General features: G+C 71.6%; 16 protein-coding genes. 5 read left to right on the top strand and 11 right to left on the bottom strand.

From position 1 onward, the window contains the following. Positions 1–132: 132 nt before the first annotated feature. Complete coding sequence (locus CUC05_RS14195) at positions 133–1,041, top strand: type II secretion system F family protein (RefSeq protein WP_108666767.1); 909 nt, start codon at positions 133–135, stop codon at positions 1,039–1,041. Between the two features lie 672 nt (positions 1,042–1,713). Here the strand turns inward: CUC05_RS14195 and CUC05_RS14190 are convergent. Both CUC05_RS14190 and CUC05_RS14185 read right to left on the bottom strand, forming a co-directional pair. Continuing rightward, complete coding sequence (locus CUC05_RS14190; RefSeq protein WP_108666766.1) at positions 1,714–2,874, bottom strand: GuaB3 family IMP dehydrogenase-related protein; 1,161 nt, start codon at positions 2,872–2,874, stop codon at positions 1,714–1,716. A gap of 172 nt (positions 2,875–3,046) precedes the next feature. After that, positions 3,047–3,955 (bottom strand): LPXTG cell wall anchor domain-containing protein, encoded by a 909-nt coding sequence (locus CUC05_RS14185; RefSeq protein ID WP_108666765.1) that lies wholly within the window; start codon positions 3,953–3,955, stop codon positions 3,047–3,049. A 230-nt stretch (positions 3,956–4,185) separates the two neighbouring features. On the opposite strand from CUC05_RS14185, the gene CUC05_RS14180 reads away from it, so the two are divergent. Further along, positions 4,186–4,833, top strand: a complete 648-nt coding sequence (locus CUC05_RS14180) for a class I SAM-dependent methyltransferase (protein WP_157965567.1) — start codon at positions 4,186–4,188, stop codon at positions 4,831–4,833. 15 nt (positions 4,834–4,848) lie between these two features. Here the strand turns inward: CUC05_RS14180 and CUC05_RS14175 are convergent, their stop codons facing one another. The 8 genes from CUC05_RS14175 to CUC05_RS14140 form a co-directional block, all read right to left on the bottom strand. Then, positions 4,849–6,630: an SLC13 family permease gene (locus CUC05_RS14175; protein ID WP_157965566.1), complete on the bottom strand. Its 1,782-nt coding sequence runs from the start codon at positions 6,628–6,630 to the stop codon at positions 4,849–4,851. Next, positions 6,627–7,925 carry an adenylyl-sulfate kinase gene (gene cysC, locus CUC05_RS25360; RefSeq protein ID WP_205712340.1) on the bottom strand — a complete coding sequence of 433 codons (1,299 nt, stop codon included), beginning with the start codon at positions 7,923–7,925 and terminating at the stop codon, positions 6,627–6,629. Before cysC ends, CUC05_RS14175 begins: the two co-directional genes overlap by 4 nt. A 47-nt stretch (positions 7,926–7,972) precedes the next feature. Further along, on the bottom strand, positions 7,973–8,374 hold the full coding sequence (locus tag CUC05_RS14165) for an SCP2 sterol-binding domain-containing protein (protein WP_108666762.1): 402 nt from the start codon (positions 8,372–8,374) through the stop codon (positions 7,973–7,975). 11 nt (positions 8,375–8,385) lie between these two features. Continuing rightward, positions 8,386–8,928 (bottom strand): dTDP-4-dehydrorhamnose 3,5-epimerase, encoded by a 543-nt coding sequence (rfbC, locus tag CUC05_RS14160; protein ID WP_108666761.1) that lies wholly within the window; start codon positions 8,926–8,928, stop codon positions 8,386–8,388. Continuing rightward, positions 8,929–9,753 (bottom strand): sugar phosphate nucleotidyltransferase, encoded by an 825-nt coding sequence (locus tag CUC05_RS14155; RefSeq protein ID WP_108666760.1) that lies wholly within the window; start codon positions 9,751–9,753, stop codon positions 8,929–8,931. It lies immediately after the preceding gene. 73 nt (positions 9,754–9,826) lie between these two features. Next, a complete protein-coding gene (locus tag CUC05_RS14150) occupies positions 9,827–11,158 on the bottom strand; it encodes a glutamate-1-semialdehyde 2,1-aminomutase (RefSeq protein ID WP_157965565.1) in 1,332 nt (443 codons plus the stop codon). Positions 11,159–11,247: 89 nt separating this feature from the next. Then, positions 11,248–12,558, bottom strand: coding sequence for a DUF4910 domain-containing protein (locus CUC05_RS14145; RefSeq protein WP_205712339.1), 1,311 nt, complete (start codon positions 12,556–12,558; stop codon positions 11,248–11,250). Beyond that, positions 12,555–13,814: a class I SAM-dependent methyltransferase gene (locus tag CUC05_RS14140; protein WP_205712338.1), complete on the bottom strand. Its 1,260-nt coding sequence runs from the start codon at positions 13,812–13,814 to the stop codon at positions 12,555–12,557. Before CUC05_RS14140 ends, CUC05_RS14145 begins: the two co-directional genes overlap by 4 nt. A 36-nt stretch (positions 13,815–13,850) precedes the next feature. Between CUC05_RS14140 and CUC05_RS14135 the strand changes: the two genes are divergently transcribed. Together CUC05_RS14135 and CUC05_RS14130 are read left to right on the top strand one after the other, a co-directional pair. Further along, positions 13,851–14,507, top strand: a complete 657-nt coding sequence (locus tag CUC05_RS14135; protein ID WP_108666757.1) for a PIG-L deacetylase family protein — start codon at positions 13,851–13,853, stop codon at positions 14,505–14,507. Then, a complete protein-coding gene (locus CUC05_RS14130) occupies positions 14,504–15,643 on the top strand; it encodes a glycosyltransferase family 4 protein (protein WP_108666756.1) in 1,140 nt (379 codons plus the stop codon). Before CUC05_RS14135 ends, CUC05_RS14130 begins: the two co-directional genes overlap by 4 nt. A 6-nt stretch (positions 15,644–15,649) precedes the next feature. On the opposite strand, the gene CUC05_RS14125 is transcribed toward CUC05_RS14130, so the two are convergent. Next, positions 15,650–16,531 (bottom strand): glycosyltransferase family 2 protein, encoded by an 882-nt coding sequence (locus CUC05_RS14125; protein ID WP_157965563.1) that lies wholly within the window; start codon positions 16,529–16,531, stop codon positions 15,650–15,652. 74 nt (positions 16,532–16,605) lie between these two features. Between CUC05_RS14125 and CUC05_RS14120 the strand changes: the two genes are divergently transcribed. After that, on the top strand, positions 16,606–18,186 hold the full coding sequence (locus CUC05_RS14120) for a right-handed parallel beta-helix repeat-containing protein (RefSeq protein WP_108666754.1): 1,581 nt from the start codon (positions 16,606–16,608) through the stop codon (positions 18,184–18,186). Positions 18,187–18,229 lie beyond the last annotated feature (43 nt).

Below are 18,229 nucleotides of genomic sequence, written 5' to 3'. Positions count from 1 at the left end.
CGGGTCCGGGGCGGAGCCCCGAGAAGGTCAAGGGTGTGATGTCCATGGGAGGGACCCACTCGTGGGAGGGACCTGTGGTCATCGCACTCGCGGGTCCGGGGCGGAGCCCCGGAAAGAAGGAGGTCTGACAGGATGGTCACTCTGGGATACCTCGCAGCGGTCCTCATCGGGCTGTCGGTTGCGTTCGTGGCGGTCGGGTTGTCCCGCCGCACCAGCGCCGGTGTGGCCGCGCTGACCCGCGCCGGGGCGGGTGGCCCCGTGGCCGCCGCACCGACCGTCGACCGCGACCCCGGCCTCGGCGCCCGCCTCGGCACGATCGTCAGCCGTCGGATGCCCGGCCGCCGACGGTTGAGCCGCGAGGAGAACAACCGCTGGCGTGGCCGCCTCGACCGGGCCGGCCTGACCATGCCGCCCGAGGCCGTCATGGCGCTCAAGGTCGCCGCCATCGGCGCGGGACTGGTCATCGGGCTGCTCATCAGCCTCGTGTTCGGCCTGTCCGTCGGCGTCGCGCTGGCCACGATCGTCGGCGCCGGCGCCGTCGCCTGGCTGCTGCCCGACCTTTGGGTCCTCAACACCGCCCAGCGGCGTCAGCAGCAGATCACCCGTGCCATGCCCGAGACCCTCGACCTGCTGGCGTTGACCGCGCAGGCCGGCCTGGGACTCGAGCAGGGTGTGGCCGAGGTGGCCGGTGAGCTGCCCGGCCCCCTGGGTGCCGAGCTCGACCGGTTCCTGAAGGAGCAGCAGCTGGGCGTCAGCCGTCAGGCCGCCCTGCAGGGGCTGATCGACCGCAACGACTCCGAGGACCTCACGTCCTTCGCCCTGGCGCTGCTGCAGGCCGAGCAGCTTGGTACGCCCATCTCCAAGACGCTGCAGGTGCAGGCCCGCGAGATGCGACGGCGACGCCGCGCGAGGGCCCGCGAGCGTGCCGGCAAGGCGCCGGTGAAGCTGCTCTTCCCCCTCATCTTCGGCATCTTCCCCGCGCTGTTCATCATCATCATGGGCCCCGGCGTCCTCTCCATCATGGACGCCTTCAGCCGCTGACCCTCGACCCGGGGGCCAGCCGTGTCGCCCCGCCCCCGACCCCGTGTGCGCTGGCCCGCCCATCCCGGCGGCCACCGCACACGCCCTTGGCCCACGTGTGGCATGCCCACCCGCACGGGGCGTGCATCGCACACGTCCCCGCAGGGCGTGTGACATGGCCAGCCCCACGCGCTGCCCACCGCACACGCTGGGCGGGGTGGGCCGCCTCGACGGGGTGGGCCGCCTCGACGGGGTGGGCCGCCTCGACGGGGTGGACCGCCTCGACGAGGTGGGCCGCCCCGACCGCCCTGGCAGAGTCCGCGCGGGCCGACACCGGGTCCCACCCTCGCCCGTGGGCCCTGGGCTGCCCAATCAGGCGTCCACCGCACACGCCCTCGGCCCACGTGTGGCATGCCCACGGGCACGGGGCGTGCATCGCACACGTCCCCGCAGGGTGTGTGGCATGGCCAGCCCCACGGGCTGCCCACCGCACACGCCGGGCAGGCCCAGCCAGCCCGAGGCCCCGCACACGCCGGGGCAGGCCCAGCCAGCCCGAGGCCCCGACCGCCCCGGGGCAGGCCCAACCAGCCCGAAGCCCCGACCGCCCCGACAGACCGACTCCCCGCGGGCCAAGCCGCCGCGAGGCCCCGAGGACCTGCAGGACCAGCAGCCCTGCCCAGCCACCCGGACGGGTTAGCCCATCCCGACGCCCTGCTGGCGCTGGTAGGTCTTGCCCTCGGTCTGCAGGGAGGGGGCGACCATGACCTCGGCGCGCTGGAACTCCTTGATGGTCTGGTACCCGCAGGTGGCCATGGAGGTGGCGAGGGCGCCGAACAGGTTGCGGGTGCCGTCGTTCTCGTTGGCCGGACCGACGAGGATCTCCTCCAGCGACCCGACGCGGTCGACCCGGACACGGGCTCCGCGGGGCAGCGTCGGGTGGAACGTCGCCATGCCCCAGTGGGTCCCCTTGCCGGGGGCCTCGGCCGCGCGGGCGAGGGGCGAGCCGAGCATCACGGCGTCGGCGCCGCAGGCGATGGCCTTGGCGATGTCACCGCCGGTGCGCATGCCGCCGTCGGCGACGATCTGGACGTAGCGGCCGGTCTCCTCGAGGTGGCGGCTGCGTGCGCCGGCCGCGTCGGCGATGGCGGTGGCCTGCGGGACACCGAGGCCGAGCACCCCGCGGGTGGTGCAGGCGTTGCCCGGTCCGACGCCGACGAGGATGCCGGCCGCACCGGTCCGCATGAGGTGCAGGGCGGAGGAGTAGGAGGCGCAGCCGCCGACGATCACCGGGATGTCGTAGCGGGCGATGAACTCCTTGAGGTTCAGCGGCTCGCTGCGGGTGGACACGTGCTCGGCGGACACGACGGTGCCCTGGATCACCAGGATGTCGAGGCCGGCGTCGAGCGCCAGGGAGTGGAACTCGTTGACCTTCTGCGGCGTCAACGAGGCCGCCACGGTGATGCCCGCGGCCGCCATCTCCTCCACACGGCGACCGATCAGCTCGGGCTGCACGGGCTGGGCGTAGATCTCCTGCATCCGTGCGGTGGCGACCTCCTGGTCCAGCTCGGCGATCTCCTGCAGCAGCGGCTCGGGGTCCTCGTAGCGGGTCCACAGGCCCTCGAGGTTCAGCACACCGAGGCCACCGAGCTTGCCCAGCTCGATGCACGTCGCCGGTGAGGACACGCCGTCCATCGCCGACGCCAGCACCGGCAGGTCGAAGGTGTAGGCGTCGATCTGCCAGCTGATGTCGACGTCCTCGGGGTCTCGGGTCCGTCGGGAGGGGACGATGGCGATGTCGTCGAGGCCATAGGCCTGACGACCGCTCTTGCCGATGCCGATCTCGATCTCCGCCATGGTGGGTCCTCACATGGGTTCGTGTGCGTGTGCACCTCGTGCACGACGCGTGGGAAAACAACAAGCCCCGGCGTGAGAACCGACTCACCCGGGGGTCGGGGGCGGATGATACCGAACAGCAGGAAACCCCGCCGCGTGGTGCGACGGGGTCCCTCGGGTTGTCGGTCGACCGCTACTCGGCGGTGCGGCGACGGCTCAGCAGCAGGAACAGCCCACCGGCCAGGAGCGCACCCAGGGTCATGGCGCCCATGCCCTCGGCGTCGATGCCCGTGTCGGCGATGGTGTTGTCAGGCGAGACGGCGACGGAGGGGCCGTCCTCGCACTCCTCGGGGAGCGCGTCGGCGTCGAGGACACCAGCGTCGATCAGGGTCTGGACGGTGTCGCAGCCGCAGTCCTCGAGGAGGCCCTCGGGGAGGTCGGCCGGGTCGATGTCGCCGGCGACGACCGCGTCGGCGAGCGCCTCGCAGCAGGTGGCGAGCAGGTCGCCGAGGTCACCGGGGAGGTTCATCGGGTCGACGGTGCCAGCCACGATGGCGGCGACGAGCTCGTCACAGCCGCACTGGGCGAGCGCCTCGGCGGCCGCAGCCGGGAGGTTGTCGGCGTCCAGCGTGCCAGCGGCGATCGCGTCGAGGATCTCCGCGCACCCGCACTGGGCGAGGGCCTCAGCGGCACCCTCCGGCAGGTTGCTGGCGTCCAGGGTGCCAGCGGCGATCGCGTCGAGGATCTCCGAACATCCGCAGTCCGCCAGCGCGTCCGGTGGGAGGTTGGCCGGATCGATCTCGCCAGCGGCGATCGCGGCGATCAGCTCCTCGCAGGTGCAGGAGGCAGGAAGGTCCTGCTCGTCGAGCACGCCATCCCCGTTGGCGTCCATCTCGGCGAGGGTCTCGTCGCTGGGGTCACCGGCGACGATGGCGGCGACGACGTCAGCACACTCGGGTGCCACGTCGGGGCAGCCGCCCGGCGGGACCGGGTAGCAGGAGTCGTCCTGGGCGCTCACGGGGGTGGCGACTGCCATCATCGTGAACATGCCCACGAGCAGCACGAGGGCGTACATCCCCGTTTGCCGCAGGATCTTGGTCATCTGTGATCATCTCCGTCTGTGGTCGCCCCACCCCTGGCGCCCAACGGGCACCACTGCAACGCGACACGCATGCTGGTCAGAACGGGACGGTAGGCGTCTGATACATGCGTCGTCAACTCTCGGAGGCGATTCACTATGCCTCACGCAGCGCCGAACCCGAGGAGCGTGACCGAACGGCCATGTCCGATACATCCCGAAACCAGCAGTTCAGACGGCGGGGAGGGGGGTCCTTGCGCTACAACGCCCCGCTCTCGCGGTTCCGTGCAACCCGTCTGGCCGGGGTCGTCGCGTCCGACCGACCGGCCACGGTGCTGGACCTCGGCTGCGGTTCCGCCTCGCTGCTGCACGACGTGCTGCTCGCCGCGCCGACGACTCGAGGGCACGGGATCGACGTCGATGCCGAGGCCATCGGACGCGCCCGTCGCGCAGCCCGGACCCTCGGGGTGCACGACCGCGTCACCCACGACGTCGCCGACGCCGGGCAGTCGTCCCTGCAGGCCGATGCCGTCCTGTGCGTCGGGTCGAGCCATGCCGTCGGCGGACTCGACCGTCTCCTCCACGACGTCGACGCCGACACGATGCTGCTCGGTGAGGGCTTCTGGCACGGCAGCCAACCCCTCGCGTGGGCGGAGGCCTTCGGCCGGCTGCCGGAGGGACTCGGCGGGCTCGTCGAGCGCACGCGGGCTGCCGGGTGGTCGGTCATCGGCGCGGAGGCCAGCGATCCCTGGGAATGGGACGCGTTCGAACGGGCATGGGGGGACGGGGTCAGGCGATCGCGCCTGCCCGGGGCAGCCGCCTTCGCCGACCAACGGTGGGATGCCTACGCGACGGGGTATCGGGGTCGGCTCGGCTTCGGCTGGCTGCACCTGCGTCGGTGAGCCGCCGGGCATCGCTCAGGCCTGCAGCAACACGCTCACCGAGAGGGCGACGACGCTGAGGACCGCGACCGGCAGGCCGAGCCTGGCGAAGTCCCCGAACCGGTAGCCGCCCAGCCCGTAGACCATCAGGTTGGTCTGGTAGCCGAGCGGGGTCACGAAGGACAGGGACGCGGCGACCGCCACGGCGAGGAGGAGTGGGCGTGCGGCCAGGTCGGCCCGCTCGGCGGTGGCCACGGCGACGGGGAAGGCCAGCACGGCGGCGGCGTTGTTGGTGATCAGCTCGGTCAGCACGACCACGAGGAGGATCAGCCCCACGACCAAGCCGGCGGCGCCGAAGGGACCCGCCACCTGCTGGACGAGGCCGGCGATGGCGTCGGCCAGCCCGCTGGACTCCACCGCAGCGCCCAGCCCGAACGCGGCGGCGATGACGACGATGACGGGCACATCGATGGCCTGCCGGGCCTGTGCCGGCGACATCACCCTGGAGGCCACCAGCGCGAGGGCGGCGGTCAGCGACGCCTCGAGGATCGTCAGGAGCCCCGAACCGGCCAGCACCAGCATCCCGGCAAGCACCAGCAGCGCCAGGCGGGTACGTCGCTTGTCCAGCGGCGCCTCGGCCCCGATCGCCGCGACCAGCGCGAAGGTGCCGCTGTCCTGCGCCCGAGCCGCGAACCCGGCACCCGCGAGGCACAGCAACGTGTCGCCGGTCCGGAGGGTCACCTCGCCCAGCTTGTCGCCGACGGGGGCGCCGGCGCGGTGGATCGCCACGACCGCGGCGCCGTAGCGGGCCCGGAAGCCAACCTGCTTGAGGGTCTGCCCGACCAGCGGCGAGGACGGGCCGATGACGGCCTCGTAGAACATCTGCGCCGTGCCCCCGATGGCGCTGGCGTGGTGGGCCTCGGAGGAGGAGAGGCCTCGTCGGTGCTGCAGGTCGACCACCCGGTGCACGTTGCCGACGAAGGTCAGCTCGTCCCCGCCGAGCAGCTGGATGTCCGGGGCGACGGGCGCCATGACCTGCTCGCCGCGACGGACCTGCACGCAGTACACCCCGCGCAGTGCACGCAGGCCGGCGTCGGCGATCGTGACGCCGTCGACCGGCCCGTCGGCGACGACCTGCACCGACAGCGTGAACGCCTTGGCCCCGACGCGGAAGGATTCGTGTGCGGCGGTTCGGGTGGGAAGCAGCCGCGGGGCAGCCAGCGCGATCACCGTTCCTCCGACGACGGCGACGGGAAGGCCGAACCGGAGGGGTTCGAGCAGGCCGAGCGGCGCCAGCCCGGACTGCTCCATCAGGCCCGAGACGACGAGGGTCGTCGAGGTGCCGACGGCGGTCAGGACACCCCCGAGGATCGCCGCGTAGCTGAGGGGGATGAGCAGCTTGGACGACGACAGCCCTCGTTCCTCGGCCCACGTGGCGAGGTTCGGCGCCAGGACGGCCACGATCGGCGTGTTGTTCAGCAGCGCCGATGTCGCCATGACCGGCGGCAGCATGCGGACCAGGACCCCACGGGCCGAGGGTGGTCGCTCGCCGTCGTGTGCGCCGGCCAGCAGCATGTCGACCGCGGCGGTGACACCGCCGGTGCGCTGCACGGCCCGGGCCACCACGTAGAGGGCTGCCACGGTGAACGGCGCGGGGTTGGCGAACCCGGCCAGCGCCTGCTCGGTGGTGATGACGTCCAGCAGGAGCAACCCCACCACCGCCCCGAGGATCACGAAGGGTGGCGGTGCCAGCTCGCGGGCCAGCGCGACCAGCACGCCGACGACGACCGCGGCGGTGATCCAGCCGTCGACGGTCACGCCGAGGCGTCCTGTCCCTCGGGCCCGCCGGTCGGCGATGTCCCGGCCGGCAGCAGGCCGCGGTCCCGCAGGGCGGCCATGACTCGTTCGGCGGCGGTGGCGATGGAGATGTCGGTGGTGTCGAGCACCAGCTCGGCGTCCTCGGGAACCTCGTAGGGGTCGGAGATGCCGGTGAACGAGCCGATCTCACCGGCCCTTGCCTTGGCGTACAGGCCCTTCCGGTCACGGGCCTCGCACACCTCCAGCGGCGTGGCGACGTGGACGAGCACGAACCGACCGTGGCGCTCGACCATCTCGCGGACGGTACGTCGCGTGGCGTCGTAGGGGGCGATGGGCGCGCAGACCGCGATGCCCCGGTGCTTGGTGATCTCCGCCGCCACGAACCCGATACGGGTGATGTTGAGGTCGCGGTGCTCCCTCGAGAACGTCAGCTCGCTCGACAGGTGCTGCCGCACCAGGTCCCCGTCCAGCAGGGTCACGGTGCGGTCGGTCTCGGCATGCAGACGCGCCATCACCGCCCCCGCCACCGTGGACTTCCCCGACCCCGACAGGCCGGTGAAGAAGATGGTCAGGCCGGCGCGGTCCGGCGGGGGGTTGCGTGCGTCGAGCAGCGCGGCCACCGAGGCATCGAGGTCCCCGTCCGGGTCCCCCGGCCACCGGACCCGTCCGCCCTCGCCCGCCAGGACGCTGGTGGCCAGCGCGGTGACGGCCGGGACCTCGCCGTCGGCAGGCGGCGGTGCCGGGAGGACGACGTGGTGCACGACGACACCGTCCGCACGCAGCCGGTCGACGTGCAGGCGGTGGGCCCTGACGAGCGAGTGCATCGTCGTGTCGTCGGCCGGTGCGTCGCCGACCAGCGAGACGATCGCCAGCGAGCCGCTCCCCTCGAGGTCGTCGAGCTCTCCGGCGGTCAGCGGCCTGGCCGCGGGGATCACGACGTCCACGCCGTCGGGCGCACCGTCCCGGGTCACGCGCACGTCCTGGTGGTCGTAGCGGACGGCCGGGAGGTCGACGGACTGGGCCCCGTGCAGGTGCACCGTCCCGGGCCCCACCCATGGGGCAGGGGCCGCTCCGGCCACCTCGATGGTTCCCAACCGGACACCCTCGGGTTCGCGCAGCTCGACGGTCTGCCCGACCAGCGACGAGCCGAGGTCGGCGGGCACGTCGAGGGTGACCCGAGGCAGGCCGGCCGCGAGCTCGTCGGGGGACACGAACCCGTCCAGCGGCGAGAGCCACCCGCCGGCCAGCAGCTCCCATGCGGCCAGCTGCGGGCGGCTGAGGGTCAGGGCAGTCATGGGCGGCAGCATAGGGCCGGCCACGACGGACCGACCCGTGCCAACGCCTAGAACTCGAACTCGGTGGGGACCTCGTGGAGGCATTCCAGCAGCGGACGGGCGTCGGAGAGCCGGTCCCGAACCGTGGACAGGTCACCGTCGACCTTGACCTTGCGCATCAGGAACGACATCACGAAGTCGGCCTTCCCGGTGATCAGCCCCTTCCACCGGGGGTAGGCGGCGGTGACGGTCAGGGTGGCGGGCATCGACTCGTCACCGCGTTCGGCGACGAACAGCCCGCCGGGGGCGACGACCATGTCGTGCACCAGGCGGGACTGGAGTCCCCCGCCCTCCTTGACCACGAAGCGGAACCGTCCGGCCAACGCCGTGGAGATCGCGTCGGCACGGGGGTGCGCCGCCACGGTCTCGGCGTAGGCGGTCATCCACTCCGCACGGGGGAAGGTGGGCACTGTCGCTCCTGTCAGGGGGTCTCGGACGGACCCAAGGGTGGCAGGGCGGCGTCCTTGTCGCTGAGGACGGTCACCGGCAGCGGCCAGTCGATGCCGATGGTCGGGTCGTCGAAGCGCACCCCCTGCTCCGTCCCGGGGGCGTAGAACTCGCTCATGACGTAGACCATCACCACGTCGTCGGTCAGCGCCTGGAAGCCGTGTGCGAACCCCTTGGGGATGTGCAGCCCGCGCCCGTTGGCCGCCGACAGCTCGGCCGCCACGTGCTGGGTGCGGGTCGGCGACCCGTCCCTGAGGTCGACCGCCACGTCGAGGATCGCGCCGGACACGACCCACACCGTCTTGGCCTCCGCGTGCGGATCCACCTGGCGGTGCAGTCCGCGGATGGTTCCCCGCCGGGACGTGGAGCTGAAGTTGACCTGCGCGGCGACCGGATCCAGACCAGCGTCGGTGTACTCGTGCTGGCACCACGCCCGTGCGAACCAGCCGCGTTCGTCACCGTGGCGTTGCTGCCGGAGGACCTTGACGTCCTCCAGCGCGGTGTCGAGGACCTCCACCTACCCCTCGTCCTTCCAGGTCCTCCACGGCGGGTCGCCGGCGTCCCACATGTCGTTGAGCGCCACGTAGTCCCGGTAGGTGTCCATCGAGTGCCAGAAGCCGTGGTGGCGATGCATGCCGACCTGCCCCTCGGTGACCAGGCCGGGCAGGACGTCGATCTCCATGAACCCCGTCGGGTCGTGCCCGTCCAGCCGGTCGAACAGCCCCGACGACAGCGCGAAGAACCCCCCGGAGACGTATCCCTCGGCGATCTCCGGCTTCTCGTCGAACGCGGTCACTCGCTCGCCGTCGTGGAGCAACAGCCCGTACCTCGACATCGGCTTCACGCCGGTCACGGTGACCAAGCGGTCGGCCGCGACGTGCTGGCTGTGCACGGCGTCGAGGTCGACGGTGCCGACCCCATCGCCGTAGGTGTACATGAAGTAGGGCGTGTCGATGTACCGCTGCACACCCTGCAGGCGCCCGGTGCTGCCGGAGTTCAGGCCCGTCTCGACGAGGGTGATCTCCCAGTCCTCGACCATCGAGTCACCCAGGTACTCCACGCTGCTGTGGCGGCCCAGCTGCACCCGGAGGTCGGCGGTCTCGGAGTGGTAGTTGAGGAAGTACTCCTTGATCGCCCAGCTCTTGTAGCCGAGGCAGATCGTGAACCGCCGGAAGCCGTAGGTGGAGTAGTGCCGCATGATGTGCCAGAGGATCGGCTTGGTCCCGATCTGCACCATGGGCTTGGGCACGCGCTCGGTTTCCTCGTGGAGGCGCATGCCGAAGCCACCCGCCAGGATGACGACGGGGATGTCGGCCGGATCGAGCCTGTCGGTGCTTCCCATGACGCCGTGTTCTCTTCCCTCGGAAATCGATGTTTCATTCTGGTCGTCGGCAGGTTCGACCGTTCACTGAAGGTCAGTTGTATCGACGCCAGACCTGGTTGGTCGGGTGGCCGTGCAGCAGCCCGTCGGGTCCGTCCTCGAGTGCACGGGCGTAGACCGCAGCCGCCCGGTCCCATGCGGCGACGGTCAGGGCATGCTCGGCGTCGCCGTGCGCGAGGCTCATCACGAGGGAGGTGCCGAGCACGCCGCCGGCGATCAGCTCCTGCATCGCCAGCGCGCGCAGGACCTGCGAGGGTTCCCCATCGGCGTCACGGGTGACGAAGACGAGCACCTGGCCGGGTCCCCAGGCGAAGAAGTGCTCCTCCACCCCGTGGGCCCGGGACACCTCGTTGAGCCGGGCCCTCAGCGCCTCACCGCGTGCGGCGATGCCGGCACCGATGTCGGTCTCCATGCCCACCGCCGTGACCGCCCTGCAGGCGGCGAGTCCGGTGGACTCCGCCCCGTGGGTGTAGCTGGCGAGGAACACCCGGGGACGATCGTGGTCCAGGCCGCCGAGCTCCATGAGCTCGCGCCGACCGGTGACCGCGGAGACGGAGAAGCCGTTGCCGAGCGCCTTGCCGTAGGTCGCCAGGTCCGGGTGGATGCCGTAGTGCCCCATGGCGGTGCGGCCGGGCCAGCGCACGCCGGTGATCATCTCGTCGAGCACGAAGACGGTGCCGGTGTCGTCGCAGAGACGGCGGACGCCCTCGAACCACCCCGGGGAGGGGTCGTCGTACTTGGCGGCCTCCATGACGACCGCCGCCACGGTCCGGTCGGCAAGCAGGTCGCGGAGTGCGTCGAGGTCGTCATAGGGGAAGCCGACGGTGAGGTCGCGAACCGCCGACGGGATGCCGGCGTCCATCGGCGTGGTGCCGATGAACCAGTCCTCGACGGAGAAGAACGGTTGGTCGCGGCAGATGGCGACCAGGTCCCTGCCGGTGGCGGCCCGTGCCAGCCGGATGGCGCTGGAGTTGGCGTCGCTGCCGTTCTTGGTGAACTTCACCATCCAGTCGGGCCGGTCGAGGAAGGCGAGCAGGTCCTCCGCGGCCTCGACCTCCAGGACCGACGGACGCGCGAAGTTCGTGCCCTCGGCGATGGCCCGTTGCACTGCGTCGACCACCCGTGGATGCCCGTGGCCGAGCACGATGGCCCGAAGTCCACCGCCGTACTCCACGTACTCGTTGCCGTCGCTGTCCCACACTCGCGCCCCCTCCCCGCGCACCAGCAGCGGCGGGGCGTTCAGGGGGAACTGGTCGTCGCCCTTGGCGTAGGTGTGGGCACCACCGGGGATCGCCCGGTGGGCACGTCGTTGCAGGGCCCGAGCGGCATCGCTGGGTCCGTGGCGATCCGGTCCGTCGACAAGCACGCGCGGCACGTTAGCCGACGCGCCGGGGCGATGCCGAGCAGTGGGCCCCGGCTCGCGGTGGGCCCGTACCGGTGTGCCGACCCGGCGGGTCAGTCGACGAAGTCGAGCAGGTCGGTGGACGACAGGGCGTCGGCAGCCCTCGCGACCTCCATGACCGGAAGGCCCGACCGGTCGGCGATCTCGAGCACCCCCGTGCTGCCGTCGGCCATGGCGAGCACCCACAGCAGCGCCATCTGGGCCTGCCGGCCCGCGGTCCCCCCGATCGAGGGCCACAGCCCGCGCGGCCCGAGCTGGGGTTCGCCGTGGGGCTTGAGGTTGCGCACCCGCCGGTCGGCGTCCATGGCCTCCAGGCCCGACAGGAGGACGTCGAGGGACTGCGACAGGTGGGTGGGACGCAGGAACGACAGGTCGTCAGCGGAGGTGTGGTACTCCGGGTACGTGCCGTGGGGCGTCCGCTGCAGCAGACCGACCCCGAGGTCGTATCCAAGGGAGTTCAGCTGGCGTTCGTCGTAGCCCCAGGGGGTGTAGTCCACGAGGGCATGGGCGAGTCCGCTGTCCCGCAGGGCCAAGCGCATCGCGGTGTCCATGGGCGCGTCACCCCGGCGTGACCGCTTGTAGGTCACCTGCTCACCCGGGTCGGCCACCCCGGAGAGGACGACGCCGCCGACCACGCGCCGGACCACGTCGGGATGGGTGGCCAGCCACGTGATGACGCCGATCGTGCCCGGGCCGAACAGGAAGCGGTGGGTCCGCCGCAGGGGACGATCCGAGAGGGCTGCCGCCGCAGCCGCCGCGACGACCAGCCCCGACGCGTTGTCGTTGGCCATGGCCGGGTGGCACAGGTGCGCCGTGACGAGTACCTCCTCCGCCGTCCGGCCGGGCAGCACCAGCTCGCCGTAGCTGAGGTGCCCCGGCCCCAGGTCGGCATCGACCACCGCGCGGTACCGCCCCTCCGGCAGGGCCTGCCGAACCCGGTCGGGCAGGCAGAACCCCCATGTCCGCCGGTAGTAGCTGTTGCGCCAGGGGACCACGTCGGGCTGGTCGGGCAGGCTGTGCAGGTGGCCCTGCAGCTCGACGAGGTCGATGGTGGTGTCGACCGGTTCGGAGTAGCCGACGACCTCGAGGATGCTGCGGTCGGAGTCTGCGACGACCGCACCGTCGGGACCGGTCAGCACCGCCCGGCGCAGGTTCCACTCCTCCGGCACCGTCCAGTCGAGCACCTGCTGGCCGCTGGGCACCTCCACGGTCCGCAGGCCCGGGACCCATCCGCGCAGCCGTTCGAGGAGCGTGCGCACCCCGTCGCCGGTCAGGGCTCGGGGCACCGCGACCACCTCAGCCGCCCGCTGCAGCAGCTCCTCCCCATCGGGCACGTCTGCCCGCCCGGTCGAGCGGTCGGTCACAGCGTGGTGAGCTCGGGGATGGCCACCATCAGGCGGGCTCCCCACTCGCGGGTGTACTCCAGCTGTGCGCTGATCTCCTCCCGGAGGTTCCACGGCATGACGAGGATCACGTCGGGTCGTGTCTCGGCCAGCACGTCGGGGTGGAGGATGGGGATCCTCGAGCCGGGTGCCAGGTGCCCGTGCTTGGCCGGGCTGCGGTCGACGAGGTAGTTGAGCAGGTCGCTGCGGATCGCGGCGTGGTTGAGCAGCGTGTTGCCCTTGCCCGGCGCGCCGTACCCGACCACGTGCAGGCCGTCCTGTCGGGCCTGCTCGAGGAAGGACACAAGGTCGTGGCGGACCTTGGCCACCGCGTCGGCGTATCCCTCGTAGTAGGCGGGGGTGTCGACCCCAGCCGCTCGTTCCCGCGCCAGCAGCGCGTCGACGCTCGGGGCGACCACCGGGTTGCCGTCGGTGCGCTGGGCGTACACGCGAAGGGACCCGCCGTGCGTCGGCAGCTCCTCGACGTCGGTGACGGTGAGGCCGTGCCGGGCGTACACGTCCTGCACGGCCACGAGGGAGAAGTAGCTGAAGTGCTCGTGGTAGATCGTGTCGAACTCGCGCCCGTCGATCATGGTCATCAGGTGGGGGAACTCGATGGTGACGGTGCCGGTGGGCGCGACGAGATGGGCCAGGCCGGCGACGAAGTCACGCAGGTCGGGCACCTGCGCCATGACGTTCTTCCCAGCGACCAGGTCGGCCTGCCATCCGTCGGCGACGAGCTCACGGGCCACCGAGAGGCCGAAGAAGTCGACGCGGGTGTCGACGCCCTTCTCCCTGGCCGCCGCGGCGGTGTTGGCCGTGGGGTCCACGCCGAGGCTGGGGATCCCCCGCTGGACCATGTACTGCAGCATGTACCCGTCGTTGGAGCCGACCTCCACGACCCGGCTGTCGGCGTCCAGGCCCAACCGCTCAACCATCGCCTCGACGTAGGCGCGAGCATGGGCCAGCCAGCTGTCGGAGTAGCTGGCGAAGTAGGGATAGGTGTCGTCGAAGATCTGCTGGGGGGCGACGTAGTCCCCGACCTGCACCAGCCAACAGGTCTGGCAGACCATGGCCCGCAGCGGATAGAAGACCTCCCCGACCTCGGCGGCCTCGGGACGGATGACCGTCTGGCACAGCGGCGACATGCCGAGGTCGACGAGCACCTGCTCGAGGCGGTCCCCGCAGGAACGGCAGGACTGGGTCACGGAGGAAGGGGAGGTCCAGGCGGTGTTCACGGCCGGCACCGTATGTTCCCGTAGCATCGATCGCCAGTGCTTGCCCATCACCTCCCCGCCCTCGACCGTCCCGACGCCGTGCTCCTGGCCGTGGGTGCCCACGCCGACGACATCGAGATCGGGGCGGGCGGCACGATCCTGCGTGTCCTCGGCCAGCACCCCGGCACCCTCGCGGTCCGATGGGTCGTCCTCAGCGCCACCCCGGACCGTGCCGAGGAAGCTCGAGCGTCGGCGGCGGCGTTCTGCAGCGACGCACGATCGGTCGACGTGACGGTGCTCGACCTGCCCGACGGCCGCTTCCCCGCCCACTGGGGGGCCGTCAAGCAGTCGTTGCAGGACCTCGCGGCAGACGTCGACCCCGATCTGATCCTCGCCACCCGCCCCGGTGACGCCCATCAGGACCACGACACCGTCGCCACGCTGCTGCCCACCGCGTTCCGCGACCACGCCATCTGGGGCTACGAGATCCCCAAGTACGACGGCGACACGATCCAGCCCAGCCTCTACGTGCCGCTGGACGACGAGCTCGTGGACCGCAAGATCGCGCTGCTCCACGAACACTTCCCCTCACAGGCCGGGCGGGACTGGTGGGACGACGCACTGTTCCGTGCGCTGCCCCGGCTGCGGGGCGTGGAGTGTCGTGCGCGGTGGGCCGAGGCGTTCGTGACGGCCAAGGTGGTCGTGCACCCGTGAGCCGGCAGCCCCGGATCGCGCTGGTCGTGCCGACCGTCGAGCTCGGCGCCTACTGGAAGCCGGTCCTCGACGACCTCGCCGGCCGTTGCGAGGAGACTCGGCTGTTCACCGCCATGCCGTGGCGTGGTATCCGCGACGAGGAGCTCCACCCGGCCGGTCGCGTGACGGTCGTCGGCGAGAAGCGCCGGGTCACCACATCCGGCGACAGCGACTCCGACTACGGCGGCGGGGTCATGGTCCTGTCCCCCGGCATCGCCGCGGAGCTGTGTAGGTTCCGGCCCGACGTGGTCATCACGAGCGGCTTCTCGCTCTGGACGATGATCGCGCTCGCCCTGCGGCCGCTCGCGCGCTGGCGGGTGGTGCTGCTGTGGGAGGGGTCCTCCCCCAGGGTGGACTTCCGCGACGATCCCCGCCGAACGGCGCAGCGACGCCGCGTCGCGCTGGCCGCCGACGCGATCGTGACCAACTCCCCCGGCGGGCGCGACTACCTGCAGGAGCACCTGCGCATCCCTGCCGGCGAGGTCGAGCAGGTCCCCTACATGGTCCCGGACCCCTCGACCCTGGCGGGGGGAACCCCGCCACCCGCCGCTCCTGAGGGCACGGTCACGCTGCTCAGCGTCGGCCGGTGGGAGCCACGCAAGGGTGTCCTGACCCTGCTGGAGGTCGTGGCGGGCCTGGACGCGGAGCTGCGGCGGCGGGTCCGCGTCCGGTTGGTCGGGGCGGGCCCACAGGCCGACGCCATCGAACAGCTGATCGCCGACGAGGGCATGGAGGACCTGGTGGAGCTCGTCGGCTGGGTGCCCTACGAGGAGCTGGGCGCCCACCTGGCGGCCGCCGACCTGCTGGCCTTCATGACCCACGAGGACACCTGGGGCATGGTGGCCCTCGAGGCCATGGCGGTGGGCACGGCCGTGCTGTGCTCGCGATGGGCAGGCGCGCACGCGCTGGTGGATCCGGCGCTGGTGGTGGACCCCCACGACGTCGACGCGACGAGGGCGACGCTCGCCGGACTACTGGCGGACCCGGCACGCATCAGCGAGCTCGGGGCCCGCGCCGAGGAGCGGATGGCCGGCCACCGACCGTCGATGGCGGCGGCACGCCTGTTCGGGGCAGCTCGGCGGGCTGCTGCTGGCTAGGACCGGTCAGTCGCCGCCGCCGACGGCCGCGCGCAGGACGGCCACGGTCCGGCGGACGTAGGGAGACACCCAGTAGGCAGGCCACGCGGGCCCTGCCCATCGCTTGGCGAACGTCTGCCACTCGTCGGTGGGCAGGTGCTTGGTTCCCCGCAGCCGTTCGAGGTCCGCGGCGACGTCACCCGAGGGGACGAACCCCGGGTTGGAGGGACAGTCGCCCACCACCTCCGGCGTGACCCAGATCGGGATCCCGGCCAGCCGTGCACGGAGGCCGTAGTCGTAGTCCCCCATCGAGTGGGTGTAGGCGCGGGCCAGGGTACCGAGGCGTGACACCACGGCCCGTGGGACCAGCACCGCGTTGCCGTTCATGGTATCGGCCCGCTGCGGGCGGCCGTCTGGCTCGATCACGTCGAAGCGCAGGCGCCTGGTCGGGTGCTGGGTGACCCCGCTGTAGTTGACCTGCCCGTCCTCCGGGTCGACGGTGGCGCCGGCGACGATGACCTCCGCCCCGGCGACGGGGACACCCCCGGTCGACTCCAGGGTGTCCAGGAGCGTGCCCAGGGCCGAGGGGTACAGGATGGTGTCGTCGTTGAGCCACAGGGTGACGTCGGGATCGCGCGACAGGGCGTCCGCCCAGGCCATCCGCATGCCACCGTTCCAGAACCGCTGGCCGTCCCCACGCAGGATCCGAACCGAGGGGAAGGCGTCGGCGACACGCGCTGCGGTCCCGTCGGTGCTGCCGTCGTCGACCATCACGACGTCGAGGTCGACGCGATCCAGGGCGTGCTGGGCGTGCAGGCCCTCGAGACAGCGCAGCGTGAGCTCCGCACGGTTGAAGACGGTCATGACCACCGCCAGGCGAACCGGCGGTGCAGCAGGGGCATCGGGCATCCGCACACCGTAACGCCCGGAACCCGTCACTACTTTGTGTCAAGGAGCTAACAGAGCGTGCCGTTACCCTCTGCATGGCAACTTCTACCGACCGTCGCAGCACCGGGATCGTCGCGCTCCTCGTCCTCCTCATCGTCGCCTTCGCCGCTCCCGCGGCCAGCGCGCAGGAGTACTACGGCCGCCGTGGAAGCACTGCCGCTGCCCCCGCCGACGCCCCGCAGGCGCCCGCCGCCCCGCCGGCCCGCACCGGCGACGAGGTCGTCCTCGAGGTCGGCACCGACTTCGCCTCGACGATCGCCCAGCACCCCGCCGGCACCCACTTCCGCATCGCCGCCGGCCGCCACGTCGCCCAGACGATCACCCCCCGCGACGGCGACACCTACACCGGTGACGCCGGCGCCATCATGACCGGCACCGTCACCCTCCCCGCCGACGCCTTCAGCAAGCAGGGCAACGTGTGGGTCGCCGGGGGCCAGACCGCCGAGGCGTTCGTCTTCGACGGCGGCTTCCACGGCAGCACCGAGGACGGGTTCGCCCGCGACGCGGCCAACAACGACCTCTGGGCCGGGGACACCCGCCTGCAGCACGTCAACAGCCGTGGCGAGGTCGACTCGGCCGGCGAGTGGTTCTTCGACTACGCCGCCGACCAGGTCGTCGTCGGCACCGACCCGGCCTCCACGCCCCTGTCCCTGTCGGTCCCGTGGCACGCGTTCCGCTCCGACGCCGACAACGTCACCATCCAGCACATCACCGTCCTTCGCTACGGCTCCTACGCCCAGCACGGCGCCATCCACACCCAGGGCAACGGATGGACGGTCCGCCACGTCACCGTCGCGGAGAACCACGGCGCCGGCATCACCCTCGGCCCCGGCGCCACCCTCACCGACTCGCTGATCACCCGCAACGGCCAGATCGGCGTCACCGCCTGGCACGGCGAGGGCATCGTGGTCGAGCGCAACGAGATCTCCTACAACCGCACCCTGCAGTACCACTGGGGCTGGGAGGGCGGCGGCACGAAGTTCAAGGAGACCACCGGCATGGTGTTCACCAACAACTACGTGCACCACAACTTCGGCCCCGGGGTGTGGTTCGACATCGACAACCGCGACTCGGTCATCACCTCCAACCTCGTCTCGGACAACCTGATCGGTGTCATGGTCGAGATCTCCTACGGCGCGACCATCGCCGACAACCGCGTCACCCGCAACGGGGCGGACGGCTGGGGCGACATCGGGTCCGGCCTGTGGGTCTCCAACTCCTCCGACGTCGAGGTCATGCACAACGACTTCTCCGACAACCGCCTGGAGATCCTCGCCACCCACTACGAGCGCGGGGCCGGCGCGTACGGCCGCTACGAGACCACCGGGCTGAGCGTCCACCACAACGCCGTCACGCTCGGCGGCACCAAGCCGACCGGCCTCCGTGTCTACACCGGCGAGGACGAGTTCTACACCCAGCGCGGCAACACCTTCCAGGACAACACCTACCGCCAGGTCGACAGCGGCGCGGCGTTCTGGTGGAACGGCGACCACGACTTCTCCTCCTGGCAGTCGATGGGCTTCGACGTCAACGCCAGCTTCGCGGGTGCCTCCAGCACCGGCGGCAACCCCATCCGCACCCCCTACCAGGCGGTCGGGTACGGGCACGCTGCGTAGGGGGACTCGCGCCCAGCGTGACACCCTGCGACATCCGTCGCGC

This window comes from Euzebya rosea (genome assembly GCF_003073135.1).
Taxonomy (GTDB): Bacteria; Actinomycetota; Nitriliruptoria; order Euzebyales; family Euzebyaceae; genus Euzebya; species Euzebya rosea.
Note: the sequence above shows the minus strand (reverse complement) of the source record. Positions and strands in the feature narration are given on the sequence as shown.